This is a genomic window from Arcobacter sp. F2176 (genome assembly GCF_004116465.1).
GTDB lineage: Bacteria > Campylobacterota > Campylobacteria > Campylobacterales > Arcobacteraceae > Arcobacter > Arcobacter siniprincipis.
In genome coordinates this window covers 61,353-79,093 of record NZ_PDJV01000002.1, presented here as the reverse complement: position 1 = coordinate 79,093, position 17,741 = coordinate 61,353, and the positions used below count along the sequence as shown (strand labels likewise).

Annotated in this window: 21 protein-coding genes; 6 read left to right on the top strand and 15 right to left on the bottom strand. The window is 27.6% G+C overall.

The features are described 5' to 3' along the window. The 3 genes from CRU95_RS02090 to acpS are packed head-to-tail and all read right to left on the bottom strand — an operon-like array spanning position 1 to position 2,141. Positions 1-444: a YcfL family protein gene (locus tag CRU95_RS02090; RefSeq protein WP_129099497.1), complete on the bottom strand. Its 444-nt coding sequence runs from the start codon at positions 442-444 to the stop codon at positions 1-3. A 9-nt stretch (positions 445-453) separates the two neighbouring features. Continuing rightward, positions 454-1,788 (bottom strand): COG3014 family protein, encoded by a 1,335-nt coding sequence (locus tag CRU95_RS02085; protein ID WP_129099496.1) that lies wholly within the window; start codon positions 1,786-1,788, stop codon positions 454-456. Positions 1,789-1,790: 2 nt separating this feature from the next. Further along, positions 1,791-2,141, bottom strand: a complete 351-nt coding sequence (gene acpS, locus CRU95_RS02080; protein ID WP_129099495.1) for a holo-ACP synthase — start codon at positions 2,139-2,141, stop codon at positions 1,791-1,793. A 176-nt stretch (positions 2,142-2,317) separates the two neighbouring features. Between acpS and CRU95_RS02075 the strand changes: the two genes are divergently transcribed. Together CRU95_RS02075 and panC are read left to right on the top strand one after the other, a co-directional pair. Beyond that, a complete protein-coding gene (locus CRU95_RS02075; RefSeq protein ID WP_129099494.1) occupies positions 2,318-3,277 on the top strand; it encodes an ABC transporter permease in 960 nt (319 codons plus the stop codon). A gap of 23 nt (positions 3,278-3,300) precedes the next feature. After that, entirely contained in the window at positions 3,301-4,125 is an 825-nt protein-coding gene (gene panC, locus CRU95_RS02070) for a pantoate--beta-alanine ligase (RefSeq protein WP_129099493.1), read from the top strand. A 14-nt stretch (positions 4,126-4,139) separates the two neighbouring features. Here the strand turns inward: panC and CRU95_RS02065 are convergent, their stop codons facing one another. Next, positions 4,140-4,322, bottom strand: a complete 183-nt coding sequence (locus CRU95_RS02065) for a DUF2892 domain-containing protein (RefSeq protein WP_129099492.1) — start codon at positions 4,320-4,322, stop codon at positions 4,140-4,142. A 169-nt stretch (positions 4,323-4,491) separates the two neighbouring features. Here CRU95_RS02065 and rimO point away from each other — a divergent pair, with 169 nt between their 5' ends. Continuing rightward, positions 4,492-5,832, top strand: coding sequence for a 30S ribosomal protein S12 methylthiotransferase RimO (gene rimO, locus CRU95_RS02060; protein WP_129099491.1), 1,341 nt, complete (start codon positions 4,492-4,494; stop codon positions 5,830-5,832). Then, complete coding sequence (tilS, locus tag CRU95_RS02055) at positions 5,832-6,806, top strand: tRNA lysidine(34) synthetase TilS (RefSeq protein ID WP_129099490.1); 975 nt, start codon at positions 5,832-5,834, stop codon at positions 6,804-6,806. The genes rimO and tilS overlap by 1 nt, the downstream gene beginning before the upstream one ends. Here tilS and CRU95_RS02050 read toward each other — a convergent pair. The 11 genes from CRU95_RS02050 to CRU95_RS02000 all read right to left on the bottom strand — a co-directional run bounded on the left by CRU95_RS02050 (position 6,795) and on the right by CRU95_RS02000 (position 15,503). Then, a complete protein-coding gene (locus CRU95_RS02050; RefSeq protein WP_129099489.1) occupies positions 6,795-7,064 on the bottom strand; it encodes a hypothetical protein in 270 nt (89 codons plus the stop codon). The genes tilS and CRU95_RS02050 overlap by 12 nt on opposite strands. Next, positions 7,040-7,396, bottom strand: a complete 357-nt coding sequence (gene fliS, locus CRU95_RS02045) for a flagellar export chaperone FliS (protein ID WP_129099488.1) — start codon at positions 7,394-7,396, stop codon at positions 7,040-7,042. The genes CRU95_RS02050 and fliS overlap by 25 nt, the downstream gene beginning before the upstream one ends. 51 nt (positions 7,397-7,447) lie before the next feature. Then, positions 7,448-9,013 carry a flagellar filament capping protein FliD gene (gene fliD / locus CRU95_RS02040; protein WP_129099487.1) on the bottom strand — a complete coding sequence of 522 codons (1,566 nt, stop codon included), beginning with the start codon at positions 9,011-9,013 and terminating at the stop codon, positions 7,448-7,450. 10 nt (positions 9,014-9,023) lie between these two features. Next, on the bottom strand, positions 9,024-11,765 hold the full coding sequence (locus CRU95_RS02035) for a flagellar basal body rod C-terminal domain-containing protein (RefSeq protein ID WP_129099697.1): 2,742 nt from the start codon (positions 11,763-11,765) through the stop codon (positions 9,024-9,026). Positions 11,766-11,828: 63 nt separating this feature from the next. Continuing rightward, positions 11,829-12,542 (bottom strand): flagellar basal body L-ring protein FlgH, encoded by a 714-nt coding sequence (locus tag CRU95_RS02030; protein WP_258238601.1) that lies wholly within the window; start codon positions 12,540-12,542, stop codon positions 11,829-11,831. Continuing rightward, complete coding sequence (locus CRU95_RS02025) at positions 12,532-12,951, bottom strand: hypothetical protein (RefSeq protein ID WP_129099486.1); 420 nt, start codon at positions 12,949-12,951, stop codon at positions 12,532-12,534. Before CRU95_RS02025 ends, CRU95_RS02030 begins: the two co-directional genes overlap by 11 nt. Before the next feature lie 5 nt (positions 12,952-12,956). Continuing rightward, a complete protein-coding gene (fliL, locus tag CRU95_RS02020; protein WP_129099485.1) occupies positions 12,957-13,490 on the bottom strand; it encodes a flagellar basal body-associated protein FliL in 534 nt (177 codons plus the stop codon). Next, positions 13,490-13,984 carry a MotE family protein gene (locus CRU95_RS02015; RefSeq protein WP_129099484.1) on the bottom strand — a complete coding sequence of 165 codons (495 nt, stop codon included), beginning with the start codon at positions 13,982-13,984 and terminating at the stop codon, positions 13,490-13,492. The genes fliL and CRU95_RS02015 overlap by 1 nt, the downstream gene beginning before the upstream one ends. Before the next feature lie 12 nt (positions 13,985-13,996). Then, the gene (locus tag CRU95_RS02010) at positions 13,997-14,401 is read right to left on the bottom strand and encodes a hypothetical protein (protein WP_129099483.1); all 405 of its coding nucleotides are present in this window, start codon (positions 14,399-14,401) and stop codon (positions 13,997-13,999) included. Then, positions 14,398-14,670: a flagellar biosynthetic protein FliQ gene (locus CRU95_RS02005; protein ID WP_258238600.1), complete on the bottom strand. Its 273-nt coding sequence runs from the start codon at positions 14,668-14,670 to the stop codon at positions 14,398-14,400. The genes CRU95_RS02010 and CRU95_RS02005 overlap by 4 nt, the downstream gene beginning before the upstream one ends. Next, on the bottom strand, positions 14,667-15,503 hold the full coding sequence (locus CRU95_RS02000; RefSeq protein WP_129099482.1) for a hypothetical protein: 837 nt from the start codon (positions 15,501-15,503) through the stop codon (positions 14,667-14,669). Before CRU95_RS02000 ends, CRU95_RS02005 begins: the two co-directional genes overlap by 4 nt. A gap of 90 nt (positions 15,504-15,593) precedes the next feature. Here CRU95_RS02000 and CRU95_RS01995 point away from each other — a divergent pair, with 90 nt between their 5' ends. Both CRU95_RS01995 and fliM read left to right on the top strand, forming a co-directional pair. Then, positions 15,594-16,643 (top strand): flagellar basal body P-ring protein FlgI, encoded by a 1,050-nt coding sequence (locus CRU95_RS01995; protein WP_129099481.1) that lies wholly within the window; start codon positions 15,594-15,596, stop codon positions 16,641-16,643. Positions 16,644-16,646: 3 nt separating this feature from the next. After that, positions 16,647-17,741, top strand: coding sequence for a flagellar motor switch protein FliM (gene fliM, locus CRU95_RS01990; RefSeq protein WP_129099480.1), 1,095 nt, complete (start codon positions 16,647-16,649; stop codon positions 17,739-17,741).

Genomic DNA, 17,741 nt, shown 5'->3' with positions numbered 1-17,741 from the left:
TTAGTTTTGATATTCATAATGGCTACTATCTTTTCTTTGTTCATCATCTCTACTTGTATCTTGCACTCTTATTACAAAATCTTTGATTTGATTTGAAGGGGATACGCCATTAATAGTAAAATCCCTATTCTCTTCCACTGTTGCCATTTTCCATTTAGACAAAATTGTTTTTACAATAAAACCATTTTTATCTATCCAATCTATTTTGTAAGCTACATTTCTATTCATATAAGTTGTGTTTTTAAATCTAGCTTGTACAACCCAAAAGCCATCACTTTTTTGAAAATAGTTTAGTTTCTCAAGTTTTAGCCAAGTATCCAATGTCTTATCAATGACAATATGTGAATCATCACTTAGCTTAGGCTCAACTTTTACTTCTTTTTGTGCACACCCGCTAAGAAGTATAACACTTATTATTGTCATAATTAAATATATCTTTTTCATAAATCTCCTTTAAAATAAAATCTTATGAATTATATTATTTCCTACTGATTGTGATTTTACATAAATTAATGCATTTTTATCATTAGGAATAAAAACTTCCTTTATAATTTTACCTTCATTATTTTTAATTTCAATTGGTTTTCCATCAAGTTTTATCCTTAAACTTTGAAAGTTTTTAGGCAAAGCACTCCAAGACCTGACATCTGTTTTATTTGTCAAAGCTTGATACAAAACTCCTAAAAACCCAGCTAAGGGACTAGTATCATTGAGTTGTTTTTGTGTGATTGTCTTTGTAATTGTATTTGCTATGGCTTCACTTAAAATAGCTGGAAATCTTTTTTTAAATTCTGTTTTTATTACATTATCCATATTACAAACTTCTTTTGTATTTTTTCCAGCGATATCTAAATAAGAATATGAACTATTTCTTTCAACAATCTTTGGCAAAGCAATGCCTGTATATATCACATTTCTTGAAAATATAAACAGTGGAATATCAATTCTTGTCTCATCTTTTATCATTCCTTTACCATTTTCATAAATAATCCAAGCATATTTTTCTTTTGATTCCCTCAAAGATGAATCAAAATATTTATTACTAAGTTCATAATCACTTTTTATTTGTTCATTTGAGGGTTGCATTTCCATAGACTCTTTTAATAAATCCCTTGCCTTTATTGTATCTCCATCTAATAAAAAATATATTCCAGCCATATAAGTTGTGAAGGGATTTATAAAATCAGGATATGCTTTAAAATCATTTAACAAGCTATCATATTGTTTATATACAGTATTTTTGGCTGCTTTATTCTCTTTTTCTAAATTTACTTGTTCTTTTTCTATCTCACTTCTAAAATAATCTTTTGCTCTTCTTTGTCTATCCAAAGCTCTATTAAACTCTATTCTTGCATTTACATTATCATGTAAGCTTACATAATTTAAAGCTTTGTAAGTATTTACCATCACTTTTTCATAGGTGTTTCCCTCATACTCATTTGCATTATTATTTACTAAAATACTTTTTGAAGCTTCTAAGGTATTATCAAAAATTGTATCTTTATCTACTGTTTGTTTATACTTCTCTTCTGCTTCATCAAAAAAGCCATTACTTTTTTTATAAGCAAAACAATTTCTAGCCAATGAGCCACCTTGAATACCCCAAAGTATTGGATCATCATTCTCTTTTATCTTTTCTTCTATTTGAGTGTAATCACAATTTTTTGATTCTAAATTGTTATCAAAATTATTCAAAGAGTCTTCATATCCACTTATAACAGCACATCCATAAAAAGAGAATATAAATATGCTAGTAAAAAAAAGTTTTACAAATCCTCTTTTAGTCATAACTAGTTTTTCTCTAAAGCAACAACTGCTATTGCAAAGCCAGTATCATGGGTAATAGAAAGATGAGCATTTTTTATTGAAAAGTTGTCTAAAACTTTTTGTGAGAAAGTTATAAGAGGAGCATTTTTAACTGTTTTAGAGATAATAATATCATGGAAACCGCACTCCTCTCCTATCCCACAAGCAAGAGCTTTACTTGCAGCCTCTTTTGCAGCCCAAAAGCCAGCTGCTGTTTCTACTTTTTTGACAAGTTTTATTTCATCATCATTTAAATATCTTTGATAAGCTTTATTCCCAAACTTTTCATACATTTTTTCAATTCTTTTTATACTTACTACATCTATACCAATCATTTTTACCCTAAATATTTATTCTTAATTTATTAATTGTATAATTCTATCTTAATTTTGTAAATAGCTTTTTAATAAAAAGTTAACAGTATCAAACTTTTCGTTAGTAATTAGTACTGAAAATAATATAACAAATGCTAAAATACTTTTTTATTTAAAAAACCTAGGAGATAATAGAATTGAAATTATTAATAAACAAGCTTTTGTACTTATTAATTATGCTTTTTATTATTAGTCTAATATCTTTTTTAGCTATACATCTTGCTCCTAATTCATTTTTTGCAAGTGGAGATTTAAACCCAAATATCACAGAAGAGTCAATTCAACACCTAAAGTCTATTTATGGCTTAGATAAACCTCTTTATGTACAATACTTTTCTTGGCTTTTTTCAATACTTCATCTTGATTTTGGTATATCTTTTAGCTCAGGAGAAATGGTAAAAAATGAGATTTTAAATAGAATTCCAATTACCCTTGCTTTAAATATTATTTCAATGATTTTTATATTTATACTATCACTTTATTTAGGTATTAAATCAGCTTTAAATAAATCATCATTTTTTGATAAATTTACTGGTCAACTTTCACTTTTAAGTTTTTCTATGCCTTCATTTTATTTGGCATTACTTGGAGTTTTAGTTTTTGCTGTTAATTTTGAAATTTTGCCAATATCTGGATTGCATAGCGTAAAAGATGATGGAAGTTTTGCTTACTACATAGATTTTGCGAAGCATTTAATTTTACCGATTTTTATAATTGTTTTTGGTGGAATTGGAAGTTTGACTTTATATATTAGATCACTTACAATTGAAATACTAAAAAGTGATTATATCTTTTTTGCAAAAGCTAGAGGACTAAGTAAAAATCAAATTTTAAGATACTATATTTTACCAAATCTATACCCACCTGTTATTACAATACTTGGATTATCACTTCCAGGGATTATTGGTGGTTCTGTTATACTTGAAACAATATTTTCAATAGATGGAATGGGCTTACTATTTTTTCATAGTGCCCTAGCTCATGATTATCCAGTAATTATGGGAATACTAATTATTGGAGCTTTTTTAACGCTTCTTGGAAATATGTTGGCTGATTTAGTTCTACTAAAACTCAATCCAAATTTTGATACAAAATAAAAAAAGTTATTAAAGGAGATTTATTGAAAATAATTAATACTATTGAAGAGTTACAAGCTATTAGAAAAGAGCTAAAGGGAACAATTGGATTTGTTCCAACTATGGGTGCTTTACATGAAGGACATATTTCATTAATCAAAAATGCAAGAATAAATAATGACATTGTAATAGTTTCTATTTTTCTAAATCCAACACAATTCTTACCAAATGAAGATTTGGATAAATATCCCAAAAAAGATGCAGCAGATAAAAGAATCTGTGAACTTTGTAAAGTTGATTATTTATTTATGCCAGAGGTAACTTCTATGTATCAAAGTAATGATGAAGTTTCACTAAAAGCTCCAAAAATAACTGGCTTTATTTTAGAAGGTGAAAAAAGACCTGGACACTTTGATGGTGTCTTACAAGTTGTTTTAAAACTATTTAACTTGGTTCAACCTTCAAATGCATACTTTGGGAAAAAAGATGCTCAACAACTCTCTTTAATCTCTCAAATGGTTAAAAATCTTTTTTTACCTATAAATATAGTTGAATGTGACATTGTAAGAGAAGCAGATGGACTTGCAATGAGTTCTAGAAATATATATTTATCATCTGAAGAGAGAAAAGAAGCATTAGCTATTTCAAAATCTTTAAATATGACAATTATTGCTGTTACAAAAGGTGAAAGAGATGCCCAAACTATAAAAACAAAAATGCAAGAAGTAATGTCAAACTTAGATGTAGAATATATAGCAATAGTAAATAGAAATTTTGAAGAGATTCAAACAATAGAAGTAAAAAATACAATAATACTTATTGCATGTAAAGTTGGAACTACAAGACTTATTGATAATATGTGGATATAAACTCTTTTAAGAGTTTATATCGTACATTTTTTGCTTATTATACATAAAGGACAAAAGTTAGTAAGTCCTGCTAATAAAGGCAGTATTCCTAAGTAAAACCAAGCAATCCCTGTATAAAATCCTACTAATATTAAAATAATACCAATAGCTATTCTAAATTTTCTACAAAAAAGTTTTATTTTATCAAATTTGTTCATTTTTCATTTCCTACAAGATAAGTTTTTCTTATCTTGAATTATACAAATTAAAGATAAAATTGTCAAATTTAATTATAATATTTAATTATAATTAAATATTATAATTTTTCCTATTTTTGATTAATTCAAACTATTATGCTAAAATTCCAAAAAAACTAATAGGTTATATATGAAATTTTCAACACAAAATCCTCAGAAATCACTACACTTAGTAAGCCTTGGCTGTACTAAAAATTTAGTTGATTCTGAAATCATGCTTGGTAAACTAAAAGATTATACAATATCAAATGATGCTAAAAGCTCTGATGTAATTATCGTAAACACATGTGGTTTTATTGATAGTGCAAAAGAGGAAAGTATAAATACAATTCTTGAATTACATGGGCTAAGAAAAAAAGATTCTGTTTTAGTTATGGCTGGATGTTTAAGTGAAAGATACAAAGAAGAGTTGCAAAAAGAGTTACCAGAAATTGATATTTTCACAGGAGTTGGAGATTATGATAAAATCGACACACTTGTAAAAGAAAAAAGAAGTGGTTTTACAGATGAAGTGTTTTTATTAAATGAGACAAACGATAGAGTTATCACTGGTTCAAATTACCATGCTTATATCAAATTATCTGAAGGGTGTAATCAAGTTTGTTCGTTCTGTGCTATTCCTTCATTTAAAGGAAAACTTCACTCTAGGACTTTAGAATCACTTGTTAAAGAGGTTAAGAATCTTGTGTCACAAGGATTTTGTGATTTTTCTTTTGTTTCACAAGATAGTTCATCTTTTTTAAGAGATTTAAATATCAATGATGGATTAGAAAGACTTGTTAATGAAGTTGAAAAAATAGAAGGAATCAAAAGTGCCAGAATTTTATACCTTTATCCCTCTACAACAACTTTATCACTTATCAAAAAAATAGAAGAGTCTACAGTATTTGAAAACTACTTTGATATGCCATTACAACACATAAGCTCTAAGGTGCTTAAAATCATGAAAAGAGGTAAAGGAGTAGAAAAGCTTAAGGAACTTATGAGTGCCATGAGAAACACTCCTAATTCCTTTGTAAGGACTACTTTTATTGCAGGTCATCCAGGTGAAACACAAGAAGACTTTGAAGAGTTATGTTCTTATGTAGAAGAGTATAGTTTTGATAGAGCAAATGTATTTTCATATTCTGATGAAGATGGAACTACTGCATATGAACTAGATGGAAAAGTAGATCAAGAGATTATTGATAAAAGAGCTGAGATTTTGGGTGAAATAATTCAAAGAAAAACGTTAGAATCTTTAGAAAAAGAGATTGGACAAATAGTAGATGTATATATTGATGGAGAAAGTGAAGAACATGAATATTTACTTAGTGCTAGAAAAACAATTTGGGCACCTGAAATTGATGGAGAGATTTATATCAATGACAATGAAACAGGAAAAGAGTTAACAGTAGGAAAATCATACCAAGTAAAAATAAGTGAATTGGCAGGTGATAAATTACTTGGAACAGCAATTAAAGAAATTTAATGATTAAATTTAATATCAATACCACTAAAAATCTTTTAGCATTTTCAGGTGGTATTGATTCTTCTGCGTTATTTTTTTTACTACTAGAACAAAATATTCCTTTTGATATTGCAATTGTAAATTATAATATCAGAGAACAATCAAAAGATGAAGTTACTTATGCAAAAGAATTAGCAGAAAAATATACTAAAAAGTGTTTTTTTAAAGAAGTAGTTTTAAAAAACACTTCTAACTTCGAAAAAGAAGCAAGAGATATAAGATATACTTTTTTTGATGAAATAATCAAAGAATATAATTATGATACTTTACTCACAGCACATCAACTAAATGACAAATTAGAGTGGTTTATGATGCAGCTAAGCAAAGGTGCTGGATTAGTTGAACTAATTGGATTGGAAGAAAAAACAAAAAAAGATAACTACACTATTTATAGACCTCTTCTTGAGTTATCAAAAGAAGAACTTCTAATCTTTTTAGAAGAGAATAATCATAAGTATTTTATTGATGATTCTAATTACGATGAAAAATATAAAAGAAATTACTTTAGAAAAAACTTTGTAAATGAGTTAATAAAAGAATACAAAACCGGTATTAAAAATAGTTTCACATATTTAAAAAATGATATTCAATCTTTAAATATAAATTTTAAGCCAATATATGAAAAAGAATCTTTAGAAATTTTTGAAAATAAAAAAGATGACAATCTAAATATTAAAATAATAGATAAGTCTTTAAAAAAAAGAGGAATACTTTTATCATCAGCACAAAGAGATGAAATAATTAAGCAAAAAGAAATAACAATATCTGACAAAATAAATATTTGTATTTCAACAGAGTATATTTATATCTGCCCAAAAACTAAAAATACAATGGATAAAAAGTTTAAAGAAGTTTGTAGGGTACTTAAAATCCCAAAAAACATTAGAGCATATCTTTTTGAAAAAAGTATTGAACCAAAAGATTTATTTTTTTAAGAATTTTTTCATTGTAGTTATATTTTTCATCTCTTCTAAAATATTTTCTCTATGAGTAAATAAAAAATTAGCATTTTTAAATAGTAATTCTCTTAATTTTAAAAGTTCTTCATGTGATAATTCAAAATCAGTAATATCTGTAGTAGTTAAATAAGTTTCAGTCCAAGACTTTAAGCCCTCAGCCCTTTGCTCCTCATCTAAAGAATCAACATAAGTCAATCTCTTTAGTGCTTCTAAAGACCAGTCTCGTCTTTCCATGCTTCAATTAGACCTTGAGTTACTCTTTTAACTTGGTGTATTAAATTTACATTATCGTTAATACCTGATGTAAAAAGTGTCTCTATTTGATAAAGATATAAACCATCTAAATAATGAGCGATATCTCCCCCATCAAAATCTAATATATTTCTTAGTTCATCAAAAATTGCGATAGATTTGTTAATATAAATAAATTTTTCTTCAACATCTCCATTTTCCATTGCTTCTTCTGCAAAAGATAGATATCTCAATAATCCCTCATAAAGCTTTAGTATTAAAACATAAGGATCATTACTAACTGCATTTTGTTGATTATAAACCTCTATTCCCACAAATCATCTCCATTTATTTATACATAGGAGTATAGTATATTCAAACTTAAATTACTTAGAAGAACTTTGATCAATCATCATTTTCAAACTAGAAAATTGCGACTCAAACTGATTTATGATTACTCCATATGCTGAAAACTGATTTGCAAGCTGAGAATACTTTGAATTTAAACTCTCCGTCTCTTTTGTCAACTGTTCCTCAAGTTCTGTCTTTCTTGATGTCATATTATTTTCATATGTAGTTATAACACCACCCGTAGCATCCATAGAATCAACTATTGTTTTTAATTGTGTACCAAATCCTTCTTTTTCAGCTTTTCCAATAAATAAATCTTTTAGATTATCAAAATCATCACTAACTGCTTTATTAAAATCACTATCCTTTAATGAATAATTACCATTTTTATCAACTTCTAATCCATAGTTAAATAAATTTAAATCATCGTTTGTCCCATAATTACCAAACATCATATTTTTTATTTGAGATTCTATGTCTCTTAATGCTGATCTATCTTGTATTTTTGAATTACCTGAATAAAGTTCATCATTAATTGATTTTGACAAAGTATTAAATTTATCAATAAAACTTTTAAATAATGTTCCAATTTGTGTTTTATCTTTTTCTATAGAAATAGATGAGTCTCCAAGTTTAGAAGCAGAAATCTTCAATCCTCCATCAACAGTTACGACATTTGAAGAAATATCATAATCAACACCATCAATTTTTGCTTTCAGATTTTGTGCAGTTAAAGTGTGGTTATTATTAGTTAAATTTAAGCCTAAATCATCATTTGTGACTTCAAGCGCACTTCCATCACTTTTTTTAATTATCACTTTACCATCGGCATCAATTGATGCATCAAATGAAGCATTATCATTAATTCTTGAAATAAATTGACTATTTGTTTCAGTTCCATTGGTAGTAAAAGTTGTTCCATTTAAAGTTAATGATAAATTAGAAGCTGGAACTGTTCCTGAAGCAATTGTTGAACTTGAAGTAAAATCATTAAGTCCTAAATCAGAACCAGTTTGAGTTATACTTAAAGCATTATCAATACCTGAATCTTCACTTTTTATAACCATTCTATAAGAATTTGTTCCTACTGCTTCTATTGAAGCATTTAATTTTGAACTTAAATTAATCTTATCAGCTACTTCTTGATATGTTTTATTAAAAGTTGAGTATTCAACTCCATTTACGGTTATCATAGAACCTGCTGTAGTTGAAATTATTGCATCTTTATCACTAAATGTTGAAGTTTGATAAACATCTCTTTGGGCAATTTGACTTACACTTACATTTGTTGTTCCTGTATTTAAATTCCCTGCATCAACAGCATCAAATACTACGGAATCACCTGTAGTTGTAGCTGATTTTTGATTAAATGCATTTACACCACCTGCTGCAAATAAGTCAAATGGTTTAATTGCATCAAGTACATCTTGAACTTGCAATTTAATATTTGCAAGTTTTACACCTTCTTCATCCAAATCTTTTTGACTTGTTTCAATAGGTTCAACTGTAGCTTTTCTCTCTGCTGCTTTTAACTTATCAATTAACTCTTGATTTAAAGAAGAGGCTTGTCCTGCTCCTAATCCTAATACACCTTCAGCCATAATTTACTCCTTATCTCTTGATTCCAAGAAGAGTTTGTAACATTTCATCAACAGTTGTTATCATTTTTGCATTTGCTGTATATGCTGATTGAAATTTAATTAAATTAATCATCTCTTCATCGTTGTCAACTTTTGTTATTAAATCATATGAATTATTCATTGATTCAGTAACTGCCTTTTGAGTCTCAACTGTAAAATCACTACTCTCTTTGTCCCTTGATATATTTGTTCTAAGATTTTGCAAATATTCAGTAAATGACATACGTTCAGTATCACTTGATACTTTATCATTTGAGCTATCTTGACCATAACCTAAAAATGAAATATCCTCTTTCCATTGATGACCTGCTAAATAATCATAATCTTTTTGTTCTAAAGTTCCAACAACTTCTGAATGAAAAGTCATTGTTCTAACACTAGAACCACTAAATAAGTTTATGTCATCTGCGACTTTGATATTATTATCTGTTGCAATTTCACCGCTAATGTATGTACCATCATCATTTTTGATATAACTAGAAGTCATATCAACAAAAGTTTTAGCAAAAGCATCTAATGCATTTTTGTATTCTTGAAATTTATTTTTTCCAGAATCTGTAGTCAAGTTTTCTACTATAGCTTTTAGTTTACCACTTGAAAAAGATATTGGATCACCTTTTGAAGTTATACTTACAGCAGAATTTGCTAAATCACTTCTTTGCTCATTCTTATAAATAGAGTTTGAAACAACACCTTCTTTATTATTTATAACCATAGTTGATGTCATAGTAACAGGTGTTGAACCACTAGGTGCTGCATTATCTGTTATCGAAAAGCTATATGTTTGATTCGTATTAACAGGTGCCAATTCATTCGTATCTGTAGTAAAACTAAAACTCTTAACTCCCGGAGGAATAGTTATTTCTCCTGTTTGTGCATCATAAGTTATCGAATCAGGTGTAAATTTAGGTGACAAGTCAAAATAACTACCTGTATCATCACTAAAAGATACTTTCATTACTTGTGCTGTTGTTGTTGTATTTTTTAATTCAACAGTATGTTTAATACTACTTCCATCAACTGCACTTAAACTTTTTATAGAACTTACTTGTGTTGTTCCACTAGCTTGTGTAGCACCTGTAACTGGATTAACAGTAGGAATTGCACTAACTAATGGGTTTGAATTCGTATTTTCTGTTGAAAGTTCAAAATCTTGCGTTATATCTTTGCCATCATTTACAACATTAAGTACAGAAGTGATATTACTAGTATCTGAGCCATTAGTTTCGGTTAAAGATAAAGTATACTTTTGATTAACTCCAAACAAAGCAGCTGCTTCTTCAGGAGTACTTGTTTCACCTTCAGCTGAGTTAATAGTTATCGTAAAAGAATCAACACCTGCAGGAATTGTAAGTTTTTTTGTAGTTGCATTATATGTAATACTTGAAGGAACAAAAGTTGGTGTAGCTCCTGATGTTGAAGGATTACTAGATAAATCAATATCAAAAACTTCAGGGGCTGTCGTAGTTGCTCCTAAATTTACTGTATGAGTTAAACTTAAACCATCTTGTGCAAATTTACTTTCAATTGAGACTGAACTATTGTTAATCACAGGACTAACGGTAACTGTACCTTGATTTATAGAGTATGGTTCTTCTGTAAAAGTAACTCTACTATCAAATTTACCTTCAATACCAGGAGTTTTTGATTCAACTAATAAGAACTTATCTTGACTATCAATTGTCGATTTATTTCCATTTTTATCGACATCATATGTACCATTATAAGCTTTTACTTTATCTGCTAAATCAGATGTATTAATTTTATGAACTAATGCTCTTACATAGTTAGTTTCATCAACCTTTACAATATCATCAGTTCCATCACCATCAAGGTCAAAAACCATTGTTTCACCATATTCAACACTAACTGAATTTTCATTGTCCAATTCAAAAGTAATTACATCCTCTTCATCAAAAGTATCTGAAGGATTTAAAATACTACTTTTAGTTCCTTCTTGTGTAACATACCTATCAATTTGCGCAGTTTTTTCTTCACCTACTTCTAATTTTGACATTGTAGTATTTGAAATAACTGTTTGATTACCAATTTTCAACTCATAAAAATCAGGATCCCTATCAACAGTTATATTAGCATATGTAGATATTTCTTTTTCTAATAAATCTCTTTTATCAAGTAAGTCATTAGAAGCAAAACCCTGCTCTTTTATTTTTAGATTAATTCTTTGAATTTGTTCGAGTTTTGAGTTTATTTGACCAACATCTTCTGTTAAAGACTTTTTGAAAGTAGCTTCTTGTTCTTCTATTCCATCATAAAGATTATTTAAGTCATCAATTACTTTTTGCCCAGTAATTTGTAATTGATTTTTGTAAACTTCATTATTAGGATTTGCTCTTATACTTTCAATTGTTTGGTAATAAGCATCTAAGTCTGATGATAACCCAGCTGTATCAGTCTCTTTAAATACTGCTTCGATATTTCCTAACATTAAAGACATTTCTGATTGATAATTATCTTTACTATTTTGCTTTATAATATTATCATACAAATATTGACTAGTGATTCTAGATGTATTATCAACTGATACACCTCTTCCCCACTGTCTATTATCACTTTGACTTAATTCACTTGTTTCTACAACTCTTTTTTTATATCCCTCAGTATTTACATTAGCAAGGTTATTCATTGTATTTTCAACAGCTATTTGTGCTGCTCGTAAACCTGATTGGGCTACATTTAACGCATCTAACATTTGTACCTTCCTTTGGGATAATATCCCTAATTATTGCATTACAATTCTTAAAATTAGATTAAATCAGAAGGGCCAAAGCATTTTTAGGAGTTTTGTACCCCATGGCTGATGCATAACATCTTGTTCTTCACCATCTTTTTTATACAAAACTTTTAAATTTGCAACTTGAGATGACTTTATAGAATTATCTGGGCTTATATCATAAGGCCTAATAACCCCCGAAATTATTATCTCTTGCTTCTGTTCATCTATTAACATCTCTTTGGAACCTTTTATATAATAGTTTCCATTTTGATATGTTTCCTCTATTATAACAGAAAGTGTCGTAGAAAAAGATTCATCAGCATTTGCTTTTACTTTTCCTTTAAATGAACTATCACTACTTGAATTAAATTGTACCCCACCAAAACTATTAATTTTATTTGCTACAGATTGTACTGTGGAATTCAAAGGAAGAGTATTTCCAGTAGCAGGAGTAATTAATCCTCCTCCAATTTTCTCAGAACTTGTATTTGTAAGTTCTCTTTTATTACTTGTATTTGAAGTTAAAGATTCATCAATAACTACTTGAATTATATCCCCAACTTGTAAATCTTTTTTATCAGCAAATAAAGAAGGTCCTTTTCGTGAATATAAAGAGCCTTTGTTATATGTAACTTGAGGCTTTGGTTTTAATACTTGAGCCGGAGGTTTATCAAATTTTAATTCTTGTTCAGTTGGAACACAAGAGTTTAAAAAAAATGCACATGCTAAAATTAAAAAATATTTACTTTTCATTATATTTACTCTCAATTATATATTTAATATCTATTGCAATTTTAATATTATTTAAATCGTTTTTAATCAAAGCCAAAGTCCCATACCTTACTTTTAAAGCATCTAAATTTGTATCTGTATCACAAACTAAAAGTATTTTATTTTTCACTATTTTTACATCTTGAATATGTTCTTGTCCAACCAATTCAACTGCTGTTTCTACTTCTTTGTATATTAATTTTTCAACTTCTTTTGAGTCTTCTTTTTTCATATCCTCTACACTTTGTTTAGAAGTTAATTTTCCATTATTTGAAGAGAATTCATCACTCATATGAAAATAATAAGCAGTAAACATAGCAACTAATGCAACTACTGAAATTATTTTCATTACATAATTTTTTGGTCCACTATTTTTTACTGTTACTATCATTTTTATTACTTAATAACAAAAGTTGTAAATAAAACTTCTTTAACACTATTTTTTTGAACATCAGAATTTGTTGCTGTAGCATCATTTAAAACTTTATTTATTTCATCAACTAATTCATCTTTTAGTAAAGCTTTACCACCTACTGTTAAAAGTTCTTCTGAACTTCTAGCACTAATTTGAGAAATAACAACATCTACTATTTCTGCTTTATATGACTCAACTATTGATTCTATTGCAGGATCATTACTTTTAATGGTAAAAGATAGTTTCATAAGTTTTTCTCTACCTTTTGCATTAGTAATATTTAATACTAAATCATTAATAGCAGCTTTATACATCTCTTTAGAATTACTCTCTTCTTTTTTAGCCATCTCTTGCATAGCTTTTTCTTCTTGAGGACTAAAAACACCTTGTGAATACAAGAAGTATCCACCTCCAATAACAGCTAATAACAAAACTACAATTAGTGCAATAAGCACTATCATCAAACCTTTTCCACCAGTACTTTTTGGTTTTTCTTCTACAACTTCTTCAGCCATTATTTCCCTTTCTTACTTTCATCAATTACTGAATAGTTTTGAAGCTTTTCAGTAATCTTCGAAGCATTTTTTACAGTCATTGATTTCATTATTTGAGTGACTTTTGCTTCTTTTAATTTCAAGATTATATCAAAAACATCTTCAATTTTTCCATCATCTATCAATTTGTTAAATATTTCAGCTGCATTTTTTGGTTTCATTGCATTATATATTTTCGAAGTTTTTGTAACAACTTCCCCTTTTATATCTTTTAAAAGTAGTTGATTTCTATCATATATATCTTGAATATTCTTCTTTTCTGATTTTATTTTGGCTAATAAAGTTTCTAGTTCTTGTTTTCTCGTTTTATACTCAGCTTCTTTTATTGTATAAAATTGGTTTAACTCTTTTTTTAACTCAATAATCTCTTTTTTCTCTTTTATAAAACTTCCAGCTGTATCTTCTGCTAATAAATGTGTTCCTAAAATTAAAATTATTATTAAAAATTTATTCAATCTTTGTCCTTGTCATCCTGTAATATATTTACTTTGTATAAACTCACTTGCTTGTTCTTCTTCAGCAAGAAGTAATTTTTTGTATAACTCTTTTTTCTGTTCTTTTAGTAAATAATCGTACTGTTCAGACTCTTTTTGTAATTGTACAATTTCTAAGTTTACTTTTGTCAATTTTGAAAGTAAAAAGTTTTTCTGAGATTCTAATTTCTTAGCTTCTCTTCTGAGTGATTCTTTATGAATTTCCAACACCATAAAATCTGAAATTGCTCCATATCTATCAACACTTGCGGTATTTATATTTCTTTTTAAATCATCAATTTGTTCTTCAAAGAGTGAAATTGAATTTAAAAGCTCAGCTTTAAACATCAATTTTTGATCTGTTTGAGATTTTTTGAGATTAAAAAGTTTTTTAATCATCCATTATTTCCATACATTAAAATCATATTCCATAACTCTTTAGTATATGTACTTACATTATCACCAATCCAAGGCAAAGAGATCAATATAAAAACAGATACTAAAATAACTTTAGGTACAAAAGATAATGCTGCATCAGAGATTTGAGTTACTGCTTGAAATACAGAAATCAACAATCCTATTACCATACTTACAAGTAAAGAAGGCAATGCTAGTAAAAGAATAATTTTTACTGTACTTTGAGCAATACCCATTAAGTCCATGTTCATTCTTTAATCTTTACCGTGATTTCTAAGGCTTTGCTCTCTAATAATTTAGATAAGAACTCTTTTATATCATTAGGATTATCAAGTTTAATACTCATCTCTTTTGCTTTATTTTGGATTTTTTTTGCAACTTTTGGCTTAATCTCTTTTCCACTAAATACATTTAAAATATCATCTTCACTTAGTTCATCTAAAGATGTGATATCTTCCAAATTAATATATTCTTCAATATCTTCTAATGATTTCATAGACTCATTTGGTTGTGTTTGGGTAATTTGATTTTCATTATTTTCAATCATTTGTTCATCTTTATTGATAATTTCATTTTCTTCTTCAATTTCATTGTCATCTTGTGATAATAACTCTTTTAAGTCATCACTTAATTCATAATGTTCATCTAAATCTTCCTCTAAATTTTCACTTTCATAAGCATCATTTACAATGTTTGTAATTGAGTCATGAATTTGTGTCCCCTCATCAGATTCATCATCTAAATTTAAATCTTTCATTTTTTTTAAAATATATTTAGAAATATCACTTATTGAATCAACACTAAAATCTTCAATTCCCTTATTTTTAAGATATTCTTGTTCAATACCATCTTTAGGTTTTAAAAACTTTATTTTTGAATTAATCAAATTTTCTTTTATTATTTTAGCATCATCTATTAAAAAAATATCATCACTATTATCTTCAATTAGTTCTTTTAATGTACTCAAAGATTGAACTTCTTGAATCAATCCTTTTCCTTCTAATTTATAATCAATTAAAGTTCTACTTAATTCACCTTTAATATCTTTTTTAAAGTTTTGATTGCCATAAATATAAATATTCAAAGATATTCCTAATTTATTTTTTCATTTATAATATCTAAAATTTATATAAATTTAGATAAAATAAATCAATATTTATACGAGGTAAACTATTTGAAATTCATTTTTTTATTATTTTTATTTTTTACATCAATTTACGCTCAAACAATAAAAGATATAACAAATATTGTGGGAATTAGAGAAAATCAACTCTTAGGATATGGCCTAGTTGTAGGACTTGCGGGGACTGGTGACAAGTCAACTTTTACTATGCAAAGTTTGCAAAATTTACTTAGAAATTCATACATAAAAATACCAACTTCATCTATTAAATCAAAAAATATAGCAGCTGTTATGGTTACAGCTATGCTTCCACCTTTTGCAAGGCAAGGCGATAAAATAAAAATAAAAATTTCTGCCATTGGGGATGCAAAATCAATCAATAATGGAGAACTTTTATTAACTCAATTAAAAGGTGTAGACGGTAATGTATATGGCCTTGCACAAGGAACAATTATAGCTGATAGGGATAATGAAACTACAGGTATGATTTATGAGGGAGCCATGATTGAAAATGAAGTTCCTTTTACACTAAGAAATGAAAAAGATTTAACACTAAGTTTAATAAAAGCATCTGCTACTGATGCAGATATGATTCAAAGAAAGATAAATGAAAAATTTGGTGATAAAATTGCTTTTGCAGAAGATACAAGAACTGTAACTGTAAAAAAACCAGCTAATATTTCTATGGTTAGATTTATCGCCCAAGTTCAAACTATAAACTTAGATTCATCATTCAAAAAAAGAATTATAATTGATTTAAATAGACAAATGATAATATCAGGAAATGAAGTTCCTATTGGTCCTGTTACCGTTTCAAAAGATAATTTCATTATAAGAATTAAAAAATCAGATTTAAATAACGAACAATGGGATAATATAGAAGTAAATAAAGGAATGAATATTGGTGATGATATAGTAATTGCTGATAAGCCTATTGTTGATTTAGATAATACTATGGTAAATACTAAAGGACAACCTAAAGTTTCTGATTTAGTACGAGCTATGAAAGTTATGAAATTACCAATGAATGATATAATAGATACATTGAAATTAATAAAAGAGTTAGGTGCTCTTGATGCAGAACTTGAGATAAGAGGATAAGAGATGGCAGAATTTTTAAGTCAAGATGAAATAGATGCTCTTTTAGACATAGCCGAACAAGGTGAAGATATTGACAAGACGGCTGATGAACCTATTATATCAAAAGAAAAAAATTATTCTATTTATGACTTTAAAAAACCAAATCGTATCTCAAATGAACAATTTAAAGCATTCTCAACATTACATGATAAAATGCTTAGGGATCTTATTACTGACCTTTCTGCAATGCTTAGAAAAATTGTTGATATAAAACTATATTCAATTGAACAGATGACTTATGGTGAGTTTATTTTGTCAATTCCACAATTAACTTCATTAAATACTTTATCTATCAAACCACTAGATGGAAGAATAGTAATTGAGTGTAATCCTGGAATTTCACATAAGATAATTGCTGAGTTATTAGGTAGTGGGTCTGTTGCATCAGGGGATAATTTAGATAGGGAATTAACTGAAATTGAAGTTGAGATTTTTGATCACTTTTATAAACTAATTGTTTCACATTTGTACAGAGCTTGGGATGAAATTACAACTTTAAATTTTAAAATAGAATCAAGAGATACAAATGCAAATGCCATTCAAATTATTTCAGATCATGAGATTGTTTTACTTGTTGTTTTAGAATTTACAATTGATGAAGAATCTGGATTTTTATCTATTTGTTATCCAATTTCTTACATAGAAACTCTATTAAATAAAATTGTAACAAAAATCTTTGCAGAAGGTAGAAATAAAAAAGCAAGTAGAAAGAAAGACATTACAACTTTAATTTCTGGTGCAAAAATGAATATAGAAGCGATTATGGCTGAAACCGTTTTAAAAACTTCAGAAATATTAGATTTAAAAGAAGGAGATGTAATAGTATTTAACAAAAATTCAACATCTGCTACATCTAAAATTTATATAAACAAAAAAGAGAAATTCTTAGCAATTAGTGGATTATCAAATAATAGAAAAGCTGTTCAAATAAAAGCTAATATTGATCATGAAAAAATGGAAACACTTGAAACCTTAAGAGGAATGAGAGAAGAACGAATTATAAAAGCCAAAGAGACTCAAGATAAGATTGCTCAATTATTATCAGAAAGAGACGATTAA